The 19706-nt window shown below is 43.5% G+C and carries 18 protein-coding genes, 1 tRNA gene, 1 rRNA gene and 4 pseudogenes; 6 read left to right on the forward strand and 18 right to left on the reverse strand.

From position 1 onward, the window contains the following. Positions 1 to 125 precede the first annotated feature (125 nt). The 10 genes from frr to ACESTK_RS18045 form a co-directional block, all read right to left on the reverse strand. Positions 126 to 680 carry a ribosome recycling factor gene (gene frr / locus ACESTK_RS18000; protein ID WP_118578734.1) on the reverse strand — a complete coding sequence of 185 codons (555 nt, stop codon included), beginning with the start codon at positions 678 to 680 and terminating at the stop codon, positions 126 to 128. Positions 681 to 748: 68 nt separating this feature from the next. Next, complete coding sequence (gene pyrH / locus ACESTK_RS18005) at positions 749 to 1444, reverse strand: UMP kinase (protein WP_118578768.1); 696 nt, start codon at positions 1442 to 1444, stop codon at positions 749 to 751. 40 nt (positions 1445 to 1484) lie between these two features. Next, positions 1485 to 2456: a hypothetical protein gene (locus ACESTK_RS18010; protein WP_373120400.1), complete on the reverse strand. Its 972-nt coding sequence runs from the start codon at positions 2454 to 2456 to the stop codon at positions 1485 to 1487. 348 nt (positions 2457 to 2804) lie between these two features. Beyond that, positions 2805 to 3347, reverse strand: a complete 543-nt coding sequence (locus tag ACESTK_RS18015) for an acyl-CoA thioesterase (protein ID WP_306797102.1) — start codon at positions 3345 to 3347, stop codon at positions 2805 to 2807. A 179-nt stretch (positions 3348 to 3526) separates the two neighbouring features. Then, entirely contained in the window at positions 3527 to 3997 is a 471-nt protein-coding gene (gene smpB, locus ACESTK_RS18020; protein ID WP_021926591.1) for an SsrA-binding protein SmpB, read from the reverse strand. 126 nt (positions 3998 to 4123) lie between these two features. Next, positions 4124 to 6502, reverse strand: coding sequence for a ribonuclease R (gene rnr / locus ACESTK_RS18025; RefSeq protein ID WP_373120401.1), 2379 nt, complete (start codon positions 6500 to 6502; stop codon positions 4124 to 4126). Positions 6503 to 6699: 197 nt separating this feature from the next. Beyond that, a complete protein-coding gene (gene secG, locus ACESTK_RS18030) occupies positions 6700 to 6930 on the reverse strand; it encodes a preprotein translocase subunit SecG (protein WP_373120409.1) in 231 nt (76 codons plus the stop codon). 114 nt (positions 6931 to 7044) lie between these two features. Then, the gene (eno, locus tag ACESTK_RS18035) at positions 7045 to 8364 is read right to left on the reverse strand and encodes a phosphopyruvate hydratase (protein WP_373120402.1); all 1320 of its coding nucleotides are present in this window, start codon (positions 8362 to 8364) and stop codon (positions 7045 to 7047) included. 90 nt (positions 8365 to 8454) lie between these two features. After that, positions 8455 to 8871 carry an amino acid-binding protein gene (locus ACESTK_RS18040; protein WP_118578742.1) on the reverse strand — a complete coding sequence of 139 codons (417 nt, stop codon included), beginning with the start codon at positions 8869 to 8871 and terminating at the stop codon, positions 8455 to 8457. A gap of 151 nt (positions 8872 to 9022) precedes the next feature. Then, complete coding sequence (locus tag ACESTK_RS18045; RefSeq protein ID WP_373120403.1) at positions 9023 to 10123, reverse strand: M24 family metallopeptidase; 1101 nt, start codon at positions 10121 to 10123, stop codon at positions 9023 to 9025. Between the two features lie 601 nt (positions 10124 to 10724). Between ACESTK_RS18045 and ACESTK_RS18050 the strand changes: the two genes are divergently transcribed. Continuing rightward, on the forward strand, positions 10725 to 11615 hold the full coding sequence (locus tag ACESTK_RS18050; RefSeq protein WP_373120404.1) for a polysaccharide deacetylase family protein: 891 nt from the start codon (positions 10725 to 10727) through the stop codon (positions 11613 to 11615). A 39-nt stretch (positions 11616 to 11654) separates the two neighbouring features. Here ACESTK_RS18050 and ACESTK_RS18055 read toward each other — a convergent pair whose 3' ends face one another. Together ACESTK_RS18055 and ACESTK_RS18060 are read right to left on the reverse strand one after the other, a co-directional pair. Beyond that, positions 11655 to 12524, reverse strand: a complete 870-nt coding sequence (locus ACESTK_RS18055) for a DegV family protein (protein WP_195699664.1) — start codon at positions 12522 to 12524, stop codon at positions 11655 to 11657. 94 nt (positions 12525 to 12618) lie between these two features. After that, positions 12619 to 12804 (reverse strand): DUF6783 domain-containing protein, encoded by a 186-nt coding sequence (locus ACESTK_RS18060; RefSeq protein WP_373120410.1) that lies wholly within the window; start codon positions 12802 to 12804, stop codon positions 12619 to 12621. On the opposite strand from ACESTK_RS18060, the pseudogene ACESTK_RS18065 reads away from it, so the two are divergent. Further along, positions 12721 to 12909: pseudogene (locus ACESTK_RS18065) on the forward strand (DUF6783 domain-containing protein); the annotation flags it as partial. The gene ACESTK_RS18060 and the pseudogene ACESTK_RS18065 overlap by 84 nt on opposite strands. On the opposite strand, the pseudogene ACESTK_RS18070 reads toward ACESTK_RS18065, so the two are convergent. The 4 genes and pseudogenes from ACESTK_RS18070 to ACESTK_RS18085 form a co-directional block, all read right to left on the reverse strand. Beyond that, positions 12848 to 13600: pseudogene (locus ACESTK_RS18070) on the reverse strand (LytR/AlgR family response regulator transcription factor); the annotation flags it as partial. The pseudogenes ACESTK_RS18065 and ACESTK_RS18070 overlap by 62 nt on opposite strands. A 12-nt stretch (positions 13601 to 13612) precedes the next feature. Then, positions 13613 to 14233: a response regulator transcription factor gene (locus ACESTK_RS18075; protein ID WP_373120405.1), complete on the reverse strand. Its 621-nt coding sequence runs from the start codon at positions 14231 to 14233 to the stop codon at positions 13613 to 13615. Positions 14234 to 14330: 97 nt separating this feature from the next. Continuing rightward, positions 14331 to 15407, reverse strand: a complete 1077-nt coding sequence (locus ACESTK_RS18080; protein ID WP_373120406.1) for a histidine kinase — start codon at positions 15405 to 15407, stop codon at positions 14331 to 14333. A gap of 305 nt (positions 15408 to 15712) precedes the next feature. Next, positions 15713 to 15859: pseudogene (locus ACESTK_RS18085) on the reverse strand (DUF6783 domain-containing protein). Here ACESTK_RS18085 and ACESTK_RS18090 point away from each other — a divergent pair. The 4 genes and pseudogenes from ACESTK_RS18090 to ACESTK_RS18105 form a co-directional block, all read left to right on the forward strand. Then, positions 15797 to 16003, forward strand: a pseudogene (locus ACESTK_RS18090) (DUF6783 domain-containing protein); the annotation flags it as partial. The pseudogenes ACESTK_RS18085 and ACESTK_RS18090 sit on opposite strands and share 63 nt — an antisense overlap. Continuing rightward, positions 15939 to 16880, forward strand: a complete 942-nt coding sequence (locus ACESTK_RS18095) for an ABC transporter ATP-binding protein (protein WP_330382797.1) — start codon at positions 15939 to 15941, stop codon at positions 16878 to 16880. The pseudogene ACESTK_RS18090 and the gene ACESTK_RS18095, both read left to right, overlap by 65 nt. A gap of 11 nt (positions 16881 to 16891) precedes the next feature. Beyond that, positions 16892 to 18016 carry an ABC transporter permease gene (locus ACESTK_RS18100; RefSeq protein ID WP_148463513.1) on the forward strand — a complete coding sequence of 375 codons (1125 nt, stop codon included), beginning with the start codon at positions 16892 to 16894 and terminating at the stop codon, positions 18014 to 18016. After that, positions 18003 to 19151 (forward strand): ABC transporter permease, encoded by a 1149-nt coding sequence (locus ACESTK_RS18105; protein WP_373120407.1) that lies wholly within the window; start codon positions 18003 to 18005, stop codon positions 19149 to 19151. Before ACESTK_RS18100 ends, ACESTK_RS18105 begins: the two co-directional genes overlap by 14 nt. A 201-nt stretch (positions 19152 to 19352) precedes the next feature. Here the strand turns inward: ACESTK_RS18105 and ACESTK_RS18110 are convergent. After that, a tRNA-Trp gene (locus tag ACESTK_RS18110) sits at positions 19353 to 19423 on the reverse strand. 146 nt (positions 19424 to 19569) lie between these two features. Next, a 23S ribosomal RNA gene (locus ACESTK_RS18115) occupies positions 19570 to 19706 on the reverse strand; the annotation flags it as partial.

The raw sequence follows: 19706 nt of genomic DNA on the forward strand, positions 1-19706 counted from the left end.
ACAATTTCATACAAAAGGGCAGAAAAGAGCTCTTTTTAAAGAGCTCTTTTTGCTGTTTCTTTATAAAAGGATCCTGTTTTGCAGATTTTTAGTCCAAACGGCTCTGCGCTTCAGGTAATATGCCCTTATACAGTCATAATCTCCTTACCTTTTGCTTCTACTGCAGCATCTACATCCTTGATGTATTTGTCTGTAAGCTTCTGAACTTTGTCCTCTAACTCTTTGATCTCGTCCTCAGATACATCCTCTTCTTTTTTCAGCTTCTTGTATGCATCGTTAGCATCACGGCGGATGTTGCGGACAGCAACCTTAGCTGCTTCGCCTTTTTTCTTAACATCTTTAACCAGATCTTTACGGCGTTCCTCGGTAAGCTCCGGGAAAACAAGACGGATCACTTTTCCATCGTTATTCGGGTTCAGGCCAAGATCAGAAGTAAGGATTGCTTTCTCAATTCCCTTGATCAGGCTGGATTCCCATGGCTGGATCTGGATCATACGAGCTTCCGGAACTGTGATATTTGCCACCTGCTGAATCGGTGTAGGGCTTCCGTAGTAATCTACTGTCAGCTTGTCAAGGATATGCGGATTGGCACGTCCTGCACGGATAGTAGTCAGCTCTGCTTCTAAGCTGCCCAATGTCTTTTTCATTTTCTCTTCATACTTCTGAATTCTTTCATCCATAAAATTAATCTCCCTCTTTATGATTTTCTGCCGGTAAGCAGTATTATCCTATTTTCTGCGCAACGCGCTTATACAGTAACCTTTGTTCCGGAAAATTTTCCGTGAACGGTGTTGATAATGCTGTTCTCCTCATCAAGAGCAAATACCATCATCGGCATTTTCTGCTCCAGACACATAATAGAAGCTGTAAGATCCATGGCTGCAAGCTTCTTGTCAACAACTTCCTGAATAGAGATCTCATCGTACTTCACAGCGTCAGGATTTACCTTCGGATCGCTGTCATAAATACCATCAACTGCCTTAGCCAGAAGAATCGCATCGGCCTCAATCTCAACTGCACGAAGAACCGTAGCTGTGTCAGTAGAGAAATACGGATGTCCTGTACCGCCTGCAAAGAATACCAGCTTGCCCTGTGCAAAGCTCTCTTCTACACTGTCCTTGGAATACAGTTTTGTAAATGCACCACATGCAAATGGTGTATAAATCTCAGTCTTCATACCTGTATATCTGCAAAGGTCAGATACATAAATACAGTTCATAATAGTAGCAAGCATACCGATCTGATCTGCCTTGTTGCGGTCTATCGTCTCACTGGTACGTCCTCTCCAGAAGTTTCCACCGCCGATCACAATGCCGATCTGTACTCCCTCATCAGAAATTGCCTTGATCTGCTTCGCTACTGCAAGAACAGTCGCCTCGTCAAATCCTGTTTTCTTCGGTCCGGCAAGAGCCTCGCCGCTTAATTTTAATAAAACTCTTTTCATTTCCATGCTTTTATCCTGCCTTATTTTTTATTCTTTTATTTTACCATACTCCGGCAACAACCTCATTTCCGCTGTCATCAACAGTGGTAGAAACTGTGAAAGAGTCATAATAATGATATCCTGTCTCTCCGGTCTCCGGCTCGTTCTCATAATCACTTCCGTTAGCCTCTCCCAGTGCTGCAACAAGACTGGAAAGCGGCTGTCCGATATACTGTTTCGCCTTATCTGCACTGGAATCATCCGGTGCTGTATTACTGCCGCCACTATTATCCGGAGTACTTGTAGGCTGCGGTGCAGATGTAGGTGCAGAAGTAGGACCTGACTGCTGCGGCGCAGATGTAGGCGTTGGTGCTGTATCCGTTTCCTGAGAATCATCCTCAGAACTGTCTTCGCTGTCATCAAGACCAAGACGCGCCATCACTTCACTCAGGGTAGAAGTTTCTGTCTTACTCGTTCCTGTCAGATAAGTAGCATAAGGAATTCCATCCTCAGCAGTTCCATCCATATGAAGAGTGATCTTTGAAATTGTCTTCAGCGGAAGCTTACGGAAATAGCAGTCTGTATAATCCTCGTCCTCATACGTGATCCGGATGTCATAGCTTGTCACCACATTTCCATCTGCATCCTTCTCGTCCGGCTCATAATAGTAAAGAGCCTTGTCGCCATCATTCAAAGTAAACAATCCATTGATCAGCTCTGTGCCCCAGTCATCATCGTCATCCGTAGTCGGACGAATGTAAAGTCCCTTCACAGCAGCTCCGGTACCGTTCACAAGAATCAGCCTGGAAGCTGTGGAAGTCTTATCACCAATCACATTCTTGATATCTGCATCGTCAGATTTCTGCATATCTACCAGGGAACTGTCATCACTTGAAGCTGTATCTGTATTCTCAGCAGGAGCCACGGTTACCTGGCCATCCTTGCCTGTATCTTCAGTCTTTTTTTTGCCACATCCAGCTGCTGCCAAAGCAGTGACCAAAAGTGCTGCAAGAATCACATAACGTTTTTTCATAATCTATATTCCTCCCACAAAATGGAATTAAACTCCTCTAATATCCACTTTTTGTTCTCCATTATTATTACAGAGTATGACAGACTTGTCAACCGAACGCGGGATGATTTCATACAATTTTTAAACTTTTCGTTACTGTTCACTCCATTCACAGTAACACGCTTCGCGATGCACAGAAATCATGCTTTGCACGATTTCGCGCCGCAACTCTCGGGTTTCTTTTCCCCATTCTCTCTGGTGCCTTCACCGGGAAGGAAGATCCTGCGTACTTCTTCTGTGAACAAAAAGAGCCAGGGACAGTTTTCTCTATCTCTGACTCAAATAGTTTTTGACAACATGTCTCAATGTTTAAAACCCGGCGTCTCTTCGCTCTTTACGCATATCCCTGCGGAGCAGAGCTGCCTCATGGCGGCCTTTCTCTGCTTCTGTGTGGATAATAAGGCCGGGGATTCGGGTAGGACGTTCATTCTTATCCACAGCTACCATCACAGAAAAAGCACGGTTTACCAGGTAACGCATTCCATCACCGCGCTCCACATAGGAATCAATTTCCACTTCCATGGAGGTATTTCCCACATAGGTCACATAGCCGATCATCACAAGGAGCTCGCCCTCGTAAACGGGCTCCTTAAACTGTAGATTGTCCACAGCTGCAGTTGTGACACGGTAAGTCCCGCAATGACGCATGGCAACCACGCCAGACACCTCATCCACCCACTGCATCAGCATTCCTCCAAACAATCTGCCGCCGGCATTTAAGTGCTGGTGCATGATCAGATGAACCTGCTCCGTTCTGGAATCCTCTACGGTTTTCATCAGACGGTTTTCTTTTGTTGTTTCCTTTGCTTCCTGTATTTTCTCTTTTGTTTTCTCTTTTATTTTCTCTTCCATAGCCAACCTCTTTTTACTGTTTTCATGCTGCCTGTACAGCGAATATTAAATAAATACCATATTGACCTGTCTGACTTTTTATATGCTGCATCTTTACAGCTGATCCCCTATAAATGTTTAACAGAAATTTACGAAAGCCGGGAATTTTTCATCATAAAAATCCCCAGCTCCCATTGTTTTTAATATAAATTCTTCACCTTGAAATCACGCTCTGCTTCTCGTCTCTGATCTTTCTTAGCGATATCCTGACGTTTGTCATACAATTTCTTACCTCTTGCCATACCAATTTCCACCTTCACAAGGCTGTCCTTGAAATAGACCTTGATTGGCACAAGGGTAAGACCTTTTTCCTTCAGTTTGGCTTCCATCTTGTTGATCTCACTGCGGTGAAGGAGAAGTTTACGGATACGAAGGGGATCTTTATTGAAAATATTGCCTTTTTCGTATGGGCTGATGTTCATTCCATAGATATAAACCTCCCCATTCTGAATCCGCACAAAAGATTCCTTGACGCTGCATTTTCCCATACGCAGGGATTTTACTTCTGTTCCTGCCAGGGCAATTCCTGCCTCATACGTGTCTTCTATAAAATAATCGTGAAATGCCTTTTTATTATTTGCAATCAGTTTGATTCCTGGTTTCTTTGCCATAAGTTCCTCCCTATATGGATTTCCGCCTGCAAGCGGGCGTTCAAAACAAAGGGTTGCTGTTCTAGAGCGTAGTTTCTATGCATCGCAAAGCGTGCTTTTGATCGCAGAATGAACAGTAACTTCTAATTACCACTCTTGCTCCTCTGCCAGAACAAAATCCACAGTCTTCAGCATGGTATCTGCGTCCGCAACTCTCACACGCACCTTCTGTCCCAGTGCAAACACCTTGTGTGTCACATCGCCGATCAACTCGTAAGCATCCTGATCAAAGGTGTAGTAATCATCCCTCAGTGTATTTACATGAACCAGTCCCTCTACCGTATTTGGAAGTTCCACATAGAAGCCCCAGCCAGTAACACCGGAAATGATTCCTTCAAATTCTTCCCCAATATGGTAAGACATATATTCTGCTTTTTTCAGCTTGTCAGATTCTCTCTCTGCTTCGTCCGCCCGGCGCTCACACACACTGGACTGGCGTGCCACATCTTCCAGAATCTCTTTATAATGCTCTGTTTTTCCCTCTCTTTCCAGACGTCCCCGAAGCTTATCCTTAATGATCCTGTGAATCTGAAGATCCGGATAACGACGGATTGGAGAAGTAAAATGGCAGTAATATTTCGCTGCAAGTCCAAAATGGCCGCTGCATTCTGTAGTATACTTCGCCTGTTTCATGGTTCGAAGAGTAAGGCGGCTGATCTGTGGCTCGTTTGGAAGTCCCTCAATGCTCTCCAGAATAGTCTGGATCTCCTTCGGAGTAATCTCCTGTCCATGCTTCTGCACCGGCACTCCCTGATTATGAAGAAGTGTGAGAAGGCTCTCCACTTTCTCGGGATCCGGAGTCTCATGGGTACGGTAAACAAACGGCATATCATCCCTGCAGCACTCCTCTGCCACAGTCTCATTTGCCATAAGCATGAAATCCTCAATGATCCTTGTTGCCACATTTGCCTCATATGGCTTAATGTCAATGGCTCTTCCTGCTGCATTTAAGATAATCTTGCTCTCCGGAAAATCAAAATCAATGGAGCCTCTGTGATGGCGGTTTCCACGAAGGATTTCAGAAAGCTCTTTCATCAGGAAAAACATGGGAACAAGTTTTTCATAGCGTTTCTTTGCCTCTTCGTCAGTATCCTCCAGAATGTTTTTCACATCTGTATAATTCATTCTCTCATCTACACAGATCACAGTCTCTGCAATCTTATGGGAAATCATATTTCCTTTTTTATCAATATCCATAAGACAGCTTAAAGTAAGACGATCCTGCCCCTGGTTCAGAGAACAGATTCCGTTGGAAAGCCGTACCGGGAGCATGGGAATTACACGGTCTGCCAGATATACACTGGTTCCCCGCTTCAACGCCTCACGGTCAAGGGCACTTCCTCCCTGTACATAATTGCTTACATCTGCAATGTGAACACCAAGATGATAGATGCCATTCTCCTTTGTCAAAGTAACTGCATCATCCAGATCCTTGGCGTCTTCTCCGTCAATGGTGACGGTCTGAAGATGGCGAAGATCCAGTCGGCCATCCCTGTCAGCATCCAGAACATGATCTGGTACACGGTCAGCCTGACGGATTACTTTATCCGGAAATTCGCTTGGAATGCCAAAGCTTTTTACAATGGCAAGGATATCTGTTCCAGGTGCACGGCAGCTTCCCAGATTCTCTACGATCTTACCTTCCGGATTGCGGTTCTTGCTTCCGTAGCTGGTGATTTCCACCACTACCTTATCCCCGTCCTTGATTCCCTGGGAATCTTTTCTCGGAATAAATACGTCCCTGGAAAATTTAGGATTGTCGCTTACCACAAAACCAAAGTCACGGCTGTTCTCGTAGGTTCCCACGATCTGGGTCATACCTCTTTCCAGAACTTTTACTACAATTCCCTCACGGCGTTTGCCTTCCTGCGGCTCTTTTGTGATTATAACACGAACCTTATCCTGGTGCATAGCCGTTCCGGTACAATCTTCCGGAATAAATACGTCGTTGTCTTCCCCCTCGATTTCCACGAAGCCAAAGCCCTTGGGATGACCGATGAAGGTGCCTTCCACAGATGGACTGTCCGGATATTCGTTGTACTTATCTTTTCCCCTGCCGTAACGATCGTCGGGCTTGCGGTGATCATACTTTCCAGCCTGCTTATCATTATATTTCTTATCGGAATGTTTCTCATCTTTCTTCCCGGTACGTCTCTCGGAGCTTTCTTCTGCATATTTCCCGGAACGTTTACCCGAAAACTTCTCGTCACGTTCTTCTCTTTTTCCACGCTGCTTCTCTTTCCCGCGCTTTCTTCCAGTTACTTTGGAATAACGTCCCTTGGAATCCAGGTCAGCCTTTCCCTCTGCTACCAGATCATCCAGAACACGGTACAGATCTTTCTTCTCGTCCTTTGAAAGGCGCAGAAGACCTGCAATTTCCCGGAAGCGCATAGGCTGGTACACTGGATCACCAAGAAGCTCCATCATAAATTTTTTTCGTTTGTCAAATTCTCTGTCTTTACTCAATTTTTCTCCTTCTTAATGCCTGCACACGCAAGCTGCTCTATTAAAATCGCACGCACAGACTGTAATTATCACGAAACTTCTCTACCATCTTTCCATAATTTCCTATTATCAGGAAAGAATCCTGCAAAGCAGGATTTTCCGCTTACATAAAAAACACCCTTGCGATCAGATCAACAAGAGTGTTTCCCAGTTTATTCTTAGAAATTCAGGTTCAATACAACTGCCAGTACAAAGAACAAAACTCCCATAACTGTAGTTGCCTTAACAAGACCGCCCTCCATGGAACGTCCTTTGTTCTTACCCCAGTATGTGTCTGCAGCTCCGGCAATCGCACCAAGACCCTGTGACTTACCTTCCTGCATAAGGACTACTACGGTAAGGGCAATACAATCTATAACAAAAAGAATTGTTAAAATCGTTCTTAAAATCTGCACGTGGTTACACCTCCTAATCAACTAGAGGTTATTGTACCATAGCCAGCATTTGATTTCAACTCTTTTTTATCTTGAATTTGGACAAATTACGCTATCTTTTTTTCATGGTCAGGCAAACGGATTCTCATACACCGACCGTCTGCCAAGCTGCTCATGGATTCTCAGAAGCTGATTATACTTGGCATTTCTATCTGAACGACATGGTGCGCCGGTCTTGATCTGCCCCGCACCAGTTGCCACTGCAAGATCTGCAATAAAGGGATCCTCTGTTTCACCGGAGCGGTGAGAAATAACAGAGCAATAACCAGCCCGTGCAGCCAATTCTACTGCCTCCAAAGACTCTGTCAGGGTTCCGATCTGATTTACCTTGATCAGGATTGCATTTGCTGTTCCAAGCTTTATTCCACAGGCCAGCCGTTTGATATTTGTCACAAAAAGGTCATCCCCAACCAGCTGTACACGGCTTCCAAGCCGCTCCGTCATAGCTTTCCAGCCCTCCCAGTCATCCTCCTGCAGTCCGTCCTCTATAGAAACAACCGGAAATTCATCCAACAGATTTTCGTAATAACGGATCATTTCATTGGAATCCCGGATCACTTCTTTTCCAGTCATCTTACTCTCCCCAGGAAAATAGTAACCGTCTTTTTCTCCGTCATATAATTCACTGGCTGCCGCATCAATGGCAATGCCAATATCTTTTCCCGGCTCATATCCGGCGTTCTTCACAGCCTCAAGGATCAATTCCAGAATCTCCCTGGAATCCTTCAGATCCGGTGCAAAACCACCCTCATCGCCCACTGCTGTAGACAGATTTTTCTTTTTTAAAAGGATCTTCAGTGACTGATAAATCTCCACACACATGCGGATTCCCTCTGAAAAACAGGAAGCCCCAACTGGCATGATCATAAACTCCTGAAGATCCACTGTATTGTCCGCATGCCGCCCCCCATTCAAAATATTCATCATAGGAACCGGCATTCTGTTTGCATGACAGCCGCCAATATACTGATAAAGCGGGATTCGAAGCGCCATGGCAGCTGCCCTTGCCACTGCCATTGATACGCCCAGTGTAGCATTTGCACCCAGATTGCTTTTATTATCTGTGCCATCGGTCTGAATCAGAAGTGAATCAATATAGGTCTGATCCAGTGCATTTTCTCCCAGAATTGCCTCCGTGATTTTCGTGTTTACATTATCCACTGCTTTTTGTACACTAAGACCTTTATAATTTCCTTTGTCGCCGTCTCTTAGCTCCAGTGCTTCGAATTTTCCTGTGGACGCGCCGGATGGAACCGCTGCACGGCCTGTATATCCATTGATTCCAATAACGCCTTCTCCAACTGTCACTTCTACCTCCACAGTAGGATTGCCTCTGGAATCCAGAATTTGTCTTGCGTGAATCTTCCGAATAGGCAAATACCGTAACATTTCCTTACCTCCTAAAGATTGATAACGGTAGTTTTTCCAACTATTCAGAGTTCTATGCAGGATTTCAGATTCTGTTTCTGCCTGAAGTGCTTAATGAACCTCAGAAATGGAATTAAATCCCTTATTTCTCAGACATGCCTCCACCTCACTGATATCCGGTACGTGGAGAACCATGATCGGAAGTCCGGTAGCACGGTTGAAAGACAGATACAGATAATCAATATTGATGTTGCTCTCCTGGAGACTGAGAAGCAGTTTGTTCAGATTACCAACCTCATCCTTTACCTCGATTCCAAGAACATCACTAAGCTTGCAGATAAAACCAGCCTTTGTCAGCGCTTCTAACGCCTGCTCAGGTTTGGAAACAACCATACGTATAATTCCATATTCAGCACTGTCATTGGTAACAGAACCAAGGATATTAATATCCTCCTCCAGGAGGATTCCAGTCACCTTCTGCATTTTCCCTTTGATATTTTCCGCAAAAATTGACAATTGTTTCAGCATTTTCTTATTCCTTTCCATATTTTAATAACAATATTAACATTTTAATCATAAGAGAAACTCAGATGCCGCCCGGGCAGATAATTTTCTTTCACAAAACAGACATTTCGCCTGTCGGCGACATCACTATCTATTCACTATATATATCAGCTCTTTATTTCTCAACGGGAACCTCAATCAGTTCCTTAGGAGAATGTGCCAGATTGCGGCAGCCATCCTCCGTTACCACTACCATATCCTCAATACGAACCCCTCCGAAACCAGGTACATAAATACCCGGCTCAACAGTCTCGATCATATTGGCTTTCAGAATGGTATCGTCAGAGGGAGACAGGCGCGGACTTTCATGGATGAAAAGACCTACACTGTGACCAAGTCCGTGGCCAAAACAATCACCGTAACCAGCCTCTGTAATAATATCTCTCGCCACCTTATCCACACTCGCTCCGCTTACACCAGCCTTTACTGCTGCAAGACCGGCCAGCTGTGCTTTTAATACAACATTGTAAATTTCTTTCTGTTTATCGCTTGCTTTTCCGAGTACAAAGGTACGTGTCATATCGGAGCAGTATCCCTTGTATTTACAGCCAAAATCACAGGTAACAAAATCCCCTTCCTCCAGCTTCTTATATCCTGGGATTGCATGAGGCATGGAAGAATTCAGACCGGAAGCGATGATCGTGTTAAAGCTTAAATCCTCTGCTCCCTCTTTTTTCATCAGATATTCCAGCTCTGCCGCAGCTTCCAGCTCTGTCATTCCTGGTTTCACGATTTTCAAAAATTCTGCAAATGCTTTGTCCCCGATTTCTTCGGCTTTTGCCAGATACTCCAGTTCTTCCTTAGTCTTAACCTGGCGAAGATCATCGATTCTGCTGCCAAGAGGTGTCCATGTCTGAACCGGCAGTTCCTTTCTGAGCTTATCAAAATCACAGCAAAGCATGGACTGATCCTCATATCCCATATGGAAATCGCCACTTACATTCTCCTTCTCCATGCACTCCTTCAGGATCGTCTGACGGTTATGCCCACGACACTCTTCGATTACTGTGAAATCGCTCTCTTTACCGGCCTGCTCCGTATAACGGGAATCTGTGATCAGCACCTTCTGGGCTGCTGAAATATATAAAGCGCCCTCGCCGCCGCGAAAACCGCTTACATGTCGCATGTTATACGGATCTGTGATCACAAGGGCATTCAGTTTCAATTCATCAAGAATTGCATTTAACATCTTTGCTTCCTCCTCATCTTCTGTCATACAGCTTCCCAGCACTTTATCACGTTGAAAAGCCATATTCTTTATAGTTTCATCATACCACATTATACGCGGAAATATTGTCTGAATTTTTAATTATTTTCACACATATAAACTTTTTATTTTATATAAAATAATATTTTTTCAAATTATTTATTGACAAACGAGAAGTAATCTGTTATAGTAAGCTCATAAAACAAAAGGAACTTAAAAATAAAAACAAAAAGGAGTGAGACCACCGAAAACATAAGTTCATTACTTATAATCTAAGAAAGAGAGGTACGGACCACCAGAAGCATAACGAAACATCTTAATTTTTAACACTTTAAGAAAAGCGAGGTACAGTCCACCAAGAACGTAAGCCTTAATTCCAATTGTTTTAAACGCATAATATATTCGGAAAGAGAGGTACATTCCATTGGATATGGATCAGATTTAAGCCACCAGTAAACGTCGATGCTGGTGGCTTAATTAATGTCTGGATTTTCCTTTCATTTTCAAGCAGCTGCCTTGCCCTTATTCGCATGATTTTTCAAACACGCTCTGGCATAAACCTTTTATTTTCTCATATATCTGTAAAAAATACCCGTGAGGTTTTCTCTTCATGAAATTTCCCATTTTTTCTTTTCCAGCACTGAAGGAAAAATTCTCTTCGCATATTTCCTCTTTTTGCTCGAAAAATCGCCCTGCGATCAAAGACTTTCTCCACTACGCCGGCGTTCCTCTCCTCTTCGCCCTGTCCTTTCTGGCCGGTTCTGCCGCCCGGGTGATCGTTCACCATTTTTCACCCCCGAAAGCAGTCGCTACTTCATCAGACTGCGCAAGCTGGGGACTCAGCTTCCAGGAGGAAGGAAAACGTCCTGTAGGAAATGCTTCCATTCAAGAGCTTGCTTCCTATAACGCCTACTTTGCAAAGGATACCCAGGAGAAAATACTCTACCTTACTTTTGACTGTGGCTATGAAAATGGCAATACACCGCTGCTTCTTAATGCATTGAAAAAACACAATGTAAAAGCAACGTTTTTCGTTGTTGGAAATTTCATAAGAGATAATGGAGATCTGATAAAAGAAATGGTTCAGGAAGGGCACATTGTAGGAAATCATACCCTCTCTCACCCGGATATGTCTGGGATTTCTTCCCTGAATGATTTCAGGAAACAGCTGGAGGGCGTGGAAAATCTGTATAAAGAAACGACCGGAGAATCCATGACGAAATTCTACCGGCCGCCTCAGGGAATTTACAGTACAGCAAATCTGTCCATGGCAAAGGAACTGGGGTATAAAACCTTCTTCTGGAGTCTTGCCTACGTGGACTGGTATCAGGATAAACAGCCAACCAAAGAGGAAGCCTTCGATAAGCTTCTCACACGGATCCACCCAGGGGCAATTGTCCTGCTGCACAATACTTCTTCCACAAATGGACAGATTCTGGATGAACTGCTGACCAAATGGGAAGAAATGGGATATACATTTGGAACGCTCAATGATTTCTGAATTTTTGCTTTCCTGGAACAGGTTTGAAAAAGGCTTTAATTATCTATTATTTCCAAAATAAATAACCGCCTGTACTCCAGGACCAGTATGAATTCCAATAATCGGGCTCATTGGCATAATGATAACCTGAGCCTGTGGTACAGCTTCCAGGATAGCAGCTTTCTCTTTCTCAGCCTGCTCAGCAGCATCACCGTGACAGATAAATACATAAGGATGCTCCTCATTTAATCCGGAACTGATATACTTGGAAACGATCGTATTCATAGCAGCCTTGGAGCCGCGTACCTTCTCCGGGATTGCCAGAGTTCCATCCTCCACAATACGAAGAATCGGTTTGATCTTCAGCTTTCCGCCGATCCAGGCGATTGTGGGGGAAATACGTCCGCCTCGTTTCAGAAAATCAAGATCATCTACTGTAAACCAATGGCAAATATGGAGACGATTCTCCTCCAGCCATGACGTATTCTCCTCCAGGGACATTCCCTTATTCTGATTTTCTGCTGCCAGGATCACCAGGATTCCCTGTCCTCCTGTGGCTGCAAGAGAATCCACGCAGGAGATCTTACGCTCCGGGTACTCTTCCATCAGATCAGCAGCTGCAATGCGAGAGCTCTGCCATGTAGAAGTCAGTCCTCCAGAAAGGGAAATATAAAGAATATCCTTGCCCTCTTTCAGAAACGGTTCAAAACAATCGGTATATGTAGCCGGGGAAATCTGGGAAGTACTTCCGGTTCCACCTGCACGAAGCTTGTCATAAAAAGCCCTGCTGTCCCAGTTTCCCGGATTCCTGTGCGGACACTCCTCTCCGTTTAACTGGTATACCATAGGAATCAGATGAATCTGACCCTTATCTAAAATGTCTGCCGGAATATCTGCAGATGTATCTGTTATGATCACATAATTACTCATACTGGGTTCTCCTTGTTTAATTGGCAATTCCTTATACTGTAATCGGTTAAGTGCTCCCATTATAGCATACTTCTTTTATGACGTGTGTGTTTTTTTACATTTTTGGTACTTTTGTAACGTTTTTCCACAGAGTATGTTGGAAAAGCATTCCCGCGATCTGCACGCCCCACTTTGCGGTATATTTCGTCCGAATTCGTTTGCCGTATCCCGCTACGGCGCCCTCATCCGGGCAAAATTTCCCACAAATTGTGACGCACATCTTGCAGAAAGCCTTTTTCAGATACGCTCTAACGGGCTGCAATTATTTTTTGCAGCGTCTTTTTTACTGCCGTATACTTTTTTTCCGGAACTGGAAGTTCCCGTTCTCCTGTTACAGTCATTTTAAATCTGCGGATAGAATGGACATGTGCCGGGTTTACCATGTAACTCTCGTGGCACTTCAGAAACAGGTTCCCATAACGTTTTTCCAGAGTTTTCAGGCTTTCTGTAGACTCAAACTCCTGATCCAGAGTATGGATCACCGTATGATTGCCGAGACTTTCCACATAGATCACACGCGACCAATTCAGATAAAGAATGGACTTATCAATTCCTTTCACGTAAATCCGCTCTGATCTGGTCTCTCCTGTAAGGACAAACTTACGATAATTCTCATCATAATGTACCGGATAAATACCATCCCTCTCATCATACTGAATTGCATTTGAAATAAAGATCACACGTATCTTCGGCACACCTTTTTGCTCCACCCAGGTAAACTGCATACGCTGATTTACCCGGCTTGCACTGTTATCCGGCCAAATCGTATCTACCAGCATAAAAGTCATGATCTCTGCCACCGTACTGCTTGTAGTGGCAAGCGGCAGTACCGTCAGATTATTCAGGGAAAACTTCAGTTCGTGTTTCTCAGCGTGAAAAGCATCTACCAGATTTTTTCTTCCGCGGATCACCTGCCTGTCTGCAGGTCCTATCCAAAGAACATCCTCATGACAAGAGTTCAAAAAAGGCTCTATCTCATTGTTATAATATAAATTCAAAAGCTCTGCTGTCCGATCTCCAATTTTCTGTATGTTCATCTTCTGTCGCTCCTATTTATGCTGGTAATAAAAAACTGCCACCTGTGTACGGTCACGCAGCTGCAGTTTTTCCAGGATCATGCTCAGATAATTCCGCACGGTTCCTTCACTCAGGAAAAGCTCTGCCGCAATCTCCTTATTGCTGTATCCATTTGCGATGAGCTCTATCATCTCAAATTCTCTCTCATTAATGTCATATTTTCCATAATCAAACTTCTTTTCTCCCTGCAAAAGGTCTGGAATCCTGGAAACTATTTCTGTCCCAAATACTGTCTGCCCACAGTAAACCGCCCGAAGTGCAGGCAGAATACTGCCGTAATCCTGTTTCAGAAGATATCCCTTTGCACCAAGTCGCAAGGCTTTTACTATATATTCGTCATCGGAAAAAGTGGTAAGAAGCAGAATATTTGCCTTTGGATGCCTGGACAAAATACTCCGGGATGCTTCCAGACCGTCCATTTTCTCCATTCGAATATCCATAAGGAGCACATCCGGCTCATACCTTTTATAAAGCTCACAGGCCTCTTTTCCGTCTGCTCCAGTCGCTAACACTTCCACATCCTCATTCACTTCCAGAATGGTTTTCAACGCACCCGCCACCAGGCAGTCATCGTCTACAATTATTATTTTCATTTCTTACTCCTGCTTTTCTTTCATTTCCGGAACACATTCAAAAAATAATTTCCATAATCTGTGCGCCCGCTTTACTGTATCTTTATCGGAATCCACCTCAACCACATTTGGGTATTGTAATAAAAATCCGAAATCCCTTATCCGTAAAAATCTGCAAGGTTCCACCCAGGGCATTCACCCTTTCTTTCATATTTGCAATTCCAATACCGGATTTTTCCGGATCATAAAAAGCATCTTTCCCATTATCCTCTATACACAGCTGGTACAGTCCTGGATGCTCCCGAAGGATCAGCTGCACCTTTGTGGCGTTGCTGTGCTTCATAATATTTGCGAAGGCCTCTTTGGTAATACTGATAAAACAGTATTTCACTTCCCTTGGAACCTCTCTTGTCATATCATAAACCATCTGCACCGAACAAAATGTAAACTCATGAACCAGGCTCTTTTCCACTTCTTCTAAATTTACTGCTTCGTCGTGAAGGTCATGGACACTATTTCTGATGCTGTTCATGGCATGGTTTAGGGAATCCTCCAGATTTTTCAGCATGGCGGTCATCCCGGGATCTTTATTTATTGTCTTTGCAGCCCCTACCATAAGGATTGAACGGGAAAGTACATGTCCCACATTATCGTGGATTTCCCTGGCGATCCGGTTTCGTTCCTTTAAGGTAGCATTATAGATCTCATAATCCTGTTTTTCCTGCAAAGCTTTATTTTTCTGAGACAAAAGCAGGTTTCGCTCCTTGGAATCATCCTGGGTCCTTCGCAGCTTCTCTTCCAGAATCTGACTCTTTGCGGTATTTCTCTCCATAAAAAACGCCAGTAAAAATCCAAATACACCGGTCATTGCAAAAAGGCCCATGTTTTCCCTGCTTTCAGGTATTTTCCAGAGAAAAAACATCACTGCTACTACTGCCAGCCCACTCATTTTTTCATGAAAAAGCAGATAAAAAAGACATGGATAAAAGATAAAGGTCTCTGGAACAGCCAGTCCCAGAAATCCGAACAAAATGCAAAGGATTAGCCTCAATGCCTTCTTTCTCACCGCATATCCGCAACAGATCACACTTACACAGCTCAAAAAAGCGATCAGAAAACCCGCCCCTGGCGGCAGAAAAAAAAGTGACAGAAAGCTATAAAATACCAGCAATCCACAGTCCAAAAAGTACCCCACTCTGCCACCTTCTTTCTCATTTTTCTCCAAATACTGCTGTTCACTCCGTAACCGGTAATTTTCAAATATTTAACCTGTTTTTTTACAAATATATCTTACAGACATTTTTCTCATTATAGTATAACTGACCTTGCGCTGTAAAGAAGGTTCTGCGCTTTATGACATTACGGTTTACTAGTACATCGAATATTAAGTTTCGATGTACTAGTAATGTTCCGCGAAGTGTTTTTGTGAATGAAGCAAACTGTAATTTTATGACATTTGTCATGTGAAGGCCGTGACATCTGGCACTTGGCGATTTTCCCTTATTCCTTTATACTAAAGTGTGTTTGAAAAAGCATTCCTGCAATCTGCATGCTCCACTTTGCGGTATATTTCGCCCAAATTCAGTTGCCGTAGCCCGCTACGGCGTCCTCATCCGGGCAAAATCTCCCACAAAATGTGACGTACATCTTGCCGAAAGCCTTTTTCAAACACGCTCCAAATTTATGATACAGCTACTATACGGGGAAAATCCGAAGGAGGAAAATCGTGTCCACAAATATTGTTCAAATAGAAAATCTGGTAAAAAGATATGGGAACCTGGTGGCACTTGATCACCTGAACCTTAGTATTTCGGAAGGAGAGGTTTTTGGTCTTCTTGGTCCCAACGGCTCTGGAAAAACTACTGCTATCAATTGTATGCTTTCTCTTCTCAAATACGACAAAGGCAGCATTCATATTTTCGGAGAAGAAATGCGTCCTGACAATTACAAAGTAAAACAGCAGATTGGAATCGTGCTGCAGAATGTGGCTGTTTTTGACGAACTGACTGTCTATGAAAACATTGATTATTTCTGTGGGCTTTATGTCCCGGATAAGAGGAAAAGAAAAGAACTGGTGGAAGAAGCCATTACCTTTACCGATCTTAACGATTACCGGAAAATGCGTCCAAAGAAGCTCTCAGGCGGTCTTCTCCGCCGACTGAATATTGCCTGCGGAATTGCTCATAAGCCTCGTCTGATCATTATGGATGAGCCAACGGTAGCCGTTGATCCCCAGAGCCGGAACAAAATCCTGGAAGGCATTCAGAAGCTGAATGAACAGGGTTCCACCATCATTTACACTTCCCATTATATGGAAGAAGTGGAGCAGATCTGTACACGGATCGCAATTATGGATCACGGTCATGTAATTGCCTCCGGCACCAAAGAGGAGCTGAAAAAAATGATCAAAACCGGCGAGACCATTACTATTGAGGCCATTCCTCTTACCTCGGAGAATCTGGCTGACATCCGGGCTCTTCCACACGTATTTGACCTGCATTACGAGGAACAGATTCTCACTGTACGGTGCACAGGTGCCCGTCACAACCTGATCCGGCTTCTCAATTACCTGCAGAGCCAGGATATTTCCTTTGGTCAGGTTTCCTCTGAGCTGCCTACTTTAAATGACGTATTTCTGGAAATCACAGGGAAACAGCTGCGAGATTAAGGAGGACTACCATGCTGCATTTGATCAAATATAACCTTCTGGTAAAGCTGAAAAACTTTGCAACCACTTTCTGGCCTCTTATTTTTCCAATTCTTCTTGGAACTATGTTCTATTTTGCTTTTGGAAATATTGATGATGCTGATTTCGAGACTGTACAGGTTGGAATTGTAAAAGAGGACGGCGCTGACACGTTGTTTCTTATGTTTCTGGATCAAATTGAAAACAACGGAAATCATCTGATTGCTGCTCAGGAATTATCTGAATCTGCTGCACTTACCAAACTGGAAAATGAAGAAATTTCCGGTATTTATCAGGTGGGAAGCTCCCCTTCCCTTACAGTAGCTTCCAACGGAATCCCCCAGAGCATCCTTCAGTCCATTTTGTCCGGCTACGAAACCGGAAAAAGTACCATCCGCAATATAGTCCGCACACATCCATCCGGTCTGTGGGACGGAATCCAGCAGATGTTAAATCAGCAGGAAACACTTACTGAAGTTTCACTTGGCGGACAGACTATTAACGGAAGTGCACAGTTTTTCTATGCATTGATTGCAATGACCTGCCTCTATGGCTGTTTTATCGGATTTGGCTCTGCCATAACTCTTCAAGCCAATCTCACAGCACTTGCCGCACGACGCTGCGTCACTCCAACGCATAAACTGAAGCTGATTCTTTCAGAGCAGATTGCTTCTTTTTTGCTTGGCTATTTCGATGTAATCGTGTTGCTGATCTATCTTCGCTATATTTTAAAGCTGGATTTTCAGGGAAAAATCGGACCCATGCTGCTTATTTCTTTTTTCGGATCCCTGATCGGGGTTTCTATTGGAATTTTTGTAGGTAGTCTTGGAAAAATGAAAGAAGGGGGAAAGATTGGTATTATTCTTGGTTTTTCCATGGTCTGCAGCTTTTTATCAGGACTTATGAACAATACCATGAAGGATCTGATAGAAAAAAATATGCCTGTTATTAACCGGATCAATCCAGCAGCACTTATTTCTGATGCTTTTTACTGCATCAATGTGTATGACGATATGAGCCGCTATTACCGCAACCTGTTCACTCTTGCAGTGATGAGCATAACATTAGTGACTGCTTCATTTTTACTGATCCGGAGGGAAAGCTATGATAGTATTTAAATGTTACATGAAAATTTTAAGACAGAATGTGACGCTGGTCATTATATATCTTGGTATTTTCTTTTCTGTGGCTCTTGTCATGCAGATGGCCGCTGGAAAAAGTGAAGACAGCCTTTATGCAAATACCAGCATTGATATTGGAGTGGTAAAGGAAGATCAAGGCGTTCTGGCTCAGGGATTTGTGGATTATCTTAACACGATTCACAATGTAATTCCTATGAAAAATAATCCGGAAGTACTTCAGGAAAATCTCTTTTACCGTAATGTGGAATATATTGTGCAGATTCCAGCTGACTTTTACGAGGCTTGCATTCAAGGAAATCAGCCACTGAAGGTCACCAAGGTTCCAGGATCCTACAGCTCCTATTATGTTGACCAGCAGATCAGCAGTTATATCAGTACCATCCGGACTTATGTTGCTGCCGGTTTTTCCCAGGAGGAAGCCGTTCAGGCAGTAAAAACCGAAGTTCATAAACCGGTCACCAAGATTTCCTCTGATTCTGCAAGCAGTGATCTGGTTCCTTACACTTATTATTTTCGTTATATTCCTTATCTTTTTCTGGGAGCTCTTTGCTATACCATGGGATATATTCTTATGGCTTTCAAAAAGGGAGATATTCAGAAACGGATGGAAGCTTCCGCTATTTCAGTGAGACATCAATCCCTGGAGGGATTGCTGGCAATGGGAGTGATCGGTGCCATTCTGTGGCTTCTTGGTATCCTGGGTGTTGTGCTGATGTATGGTAATACCTTTTTGAATTCTGAACTTTGTGGCTATTATATTGCAAATACGTTGCTTATGTTAGTAGTTTCACTGTCACTCTCTTACCTGATTGGAATGTTTATTCCAAACAGCAATATTTTAAGCGGCGTAGCCAATATTGTTTCTCTTTCCATGTGCTTCCTCTGTGGCGTCTTCGTCCCTATGGATGTGATGGACAAATCGGTTCTGAAAGTCGCCCAGTTTCTGCCAGTATACTGGTATGAACATGTAAATGAAATTCTAAGCCGGCATCATTCCCTGACACCGGAGCTTCTTGGAAAGGTGCAGATCAGTATGGGAATTGAGGTGTTGTTTGCCGCCATGTTTATGTGTTTGATTCTGGTAGTTTCAAGGTATCGAAAAGAGGGGTAATGCCCCTCTTTTCTGCACATGATTCTACTATTTTAGCAATAAATCAATAGAAATGAATTAAAAACAAATCAAACAGGTCATATCTTTTTAGAAACTAGGAATCATTCCTAGTTGACATCATAGGTGACATCGTTAGAAAATCCCACAAAATGAAAAACGCCGGAAACCCAGTAAAATCAAGGCTTCCGACGCTTAAGAAAACAGGGGATGAGAGAATCGAACTCCCACCAAAGGTTTTGGAGACCCCTATCATACCATTTGACCAATCCCCTATTTTATGAAGAAAAAGTGACTATTACTAGTCACGTCTCTTTGAAAGGTTTTGTACCTTCAAAACTACATACATGTTACATCCTAATGGAATCATTTTACCTCTGCGTGAATCTGGCAGCCACTTTATAACTGCCTTTCTCATTTCTTGGTCAAGCCCTCACCCTATTAGTAACAGTCAGCTCCGTGCATTACTGCACTTCCACCTCTGCCCTATCTACCTCGTCGTCTTCAAGGGGGTTTACTTCTTTCGAATGGGACATCTCATCTTGAGGGGGGCTTCAC

This window comes from Ruminococcus sp. Marseille-P328 (assembly GCF_964249465.1).
In the GTDB taxonomy this organism is placed as follows: domain Bacteria; phylum Bacillota; class Clostridia; order Lachnospirales; family Lachnospiraceae; genus Blautia_A; species Blautia_A faecis.

Coding starts and splice junctions, on each gene's coding strand:
- smpB (WP_021926591.1), bottom strand. CDS start 3,997: ATGGCAAAGAAACCAGGAATCAAACTGATTGCAAATAATAAAAAGGCA.
- ACESTK_RS18015 (WP_306797102.1), bottom strand. CDS start 3,347: ATGGAAGAGAAAATAAAAGAGAAAACAAAAGAGAAAATACAGGAAGCA.
- frr (WP_118578734.1), bottom strand. CDS start 680: ATGGATGAAAGAATTCAGAAGTATGAAGAGAAAATGAAAAAGACATTG.
- ACESTK_RS18040 (WP_118578742.1), bottom strand. CDS start 8,871: ATGCTGAAACAATTGTCAATTTTTGCGGAAAATATCAAAGGGAAAATG.
- ACESTK_RS18055 (WP_195699664.1), bottom strand. CDS start 12,524: ATGAGTAATTATGTGATCATAACAGATACATCTGCAGATATTCCGGCA.
- ACESTK_RS18100 (WP_148463513.1), top strand. CDS start 16,892: ATGCTGCATTTGATCAAATATAACCTTCTGGTAAAGCTGAAAAACTTT.
- pyrH (WP_118578768.1), bottom strand. CDS start 1,444: ATGAAAAGAGTTTTATTAAAATTAAGCGGCGAGGCTCTTGCCGGACCG.
- eno (WP_373120402.1), bottom strand. CDS start 8,364: ATGTTACGGTATTTGCCTATTCGGAAGATTCACGCAAGACAAATTCTG.
- ACESTK_RS18010 (WP_373120400.1), bottom strand. CDS start 2,456: ATGAAAAAACGTTATGTGATTCTTGCAGCACTTTTGGTCACTGCTTTG.
- ACESTK_RS18075 (WP_373120405.1), bottom strand. CDS start 14,233: ATGAAAATAATAATTGTAGACGATGACTGCCTGGTGGCGGGTGCGTTG.
- ACESTK_RS18050 (WP_373120404.1), top strand. CDS start 10,725: ATGAAATTTCCCATTTTTTCTTTTCCAGCACTGAAGGAAAAATTCTCT.
- ACESTK_RS18105 (WP_373120407.1), top strand. CDS start 18,003: ATGATAGTATTTAAATGTTACATGAAAATTTTAAGACAGAATGTGACG.
- ACESTK_RS18045 (WP_373120403.1), bottom strand. CDS start 10,123: ATGACAGAAGATGAGGAGGAAGCAAAGATGTTAAATGCAATTCTTGAT.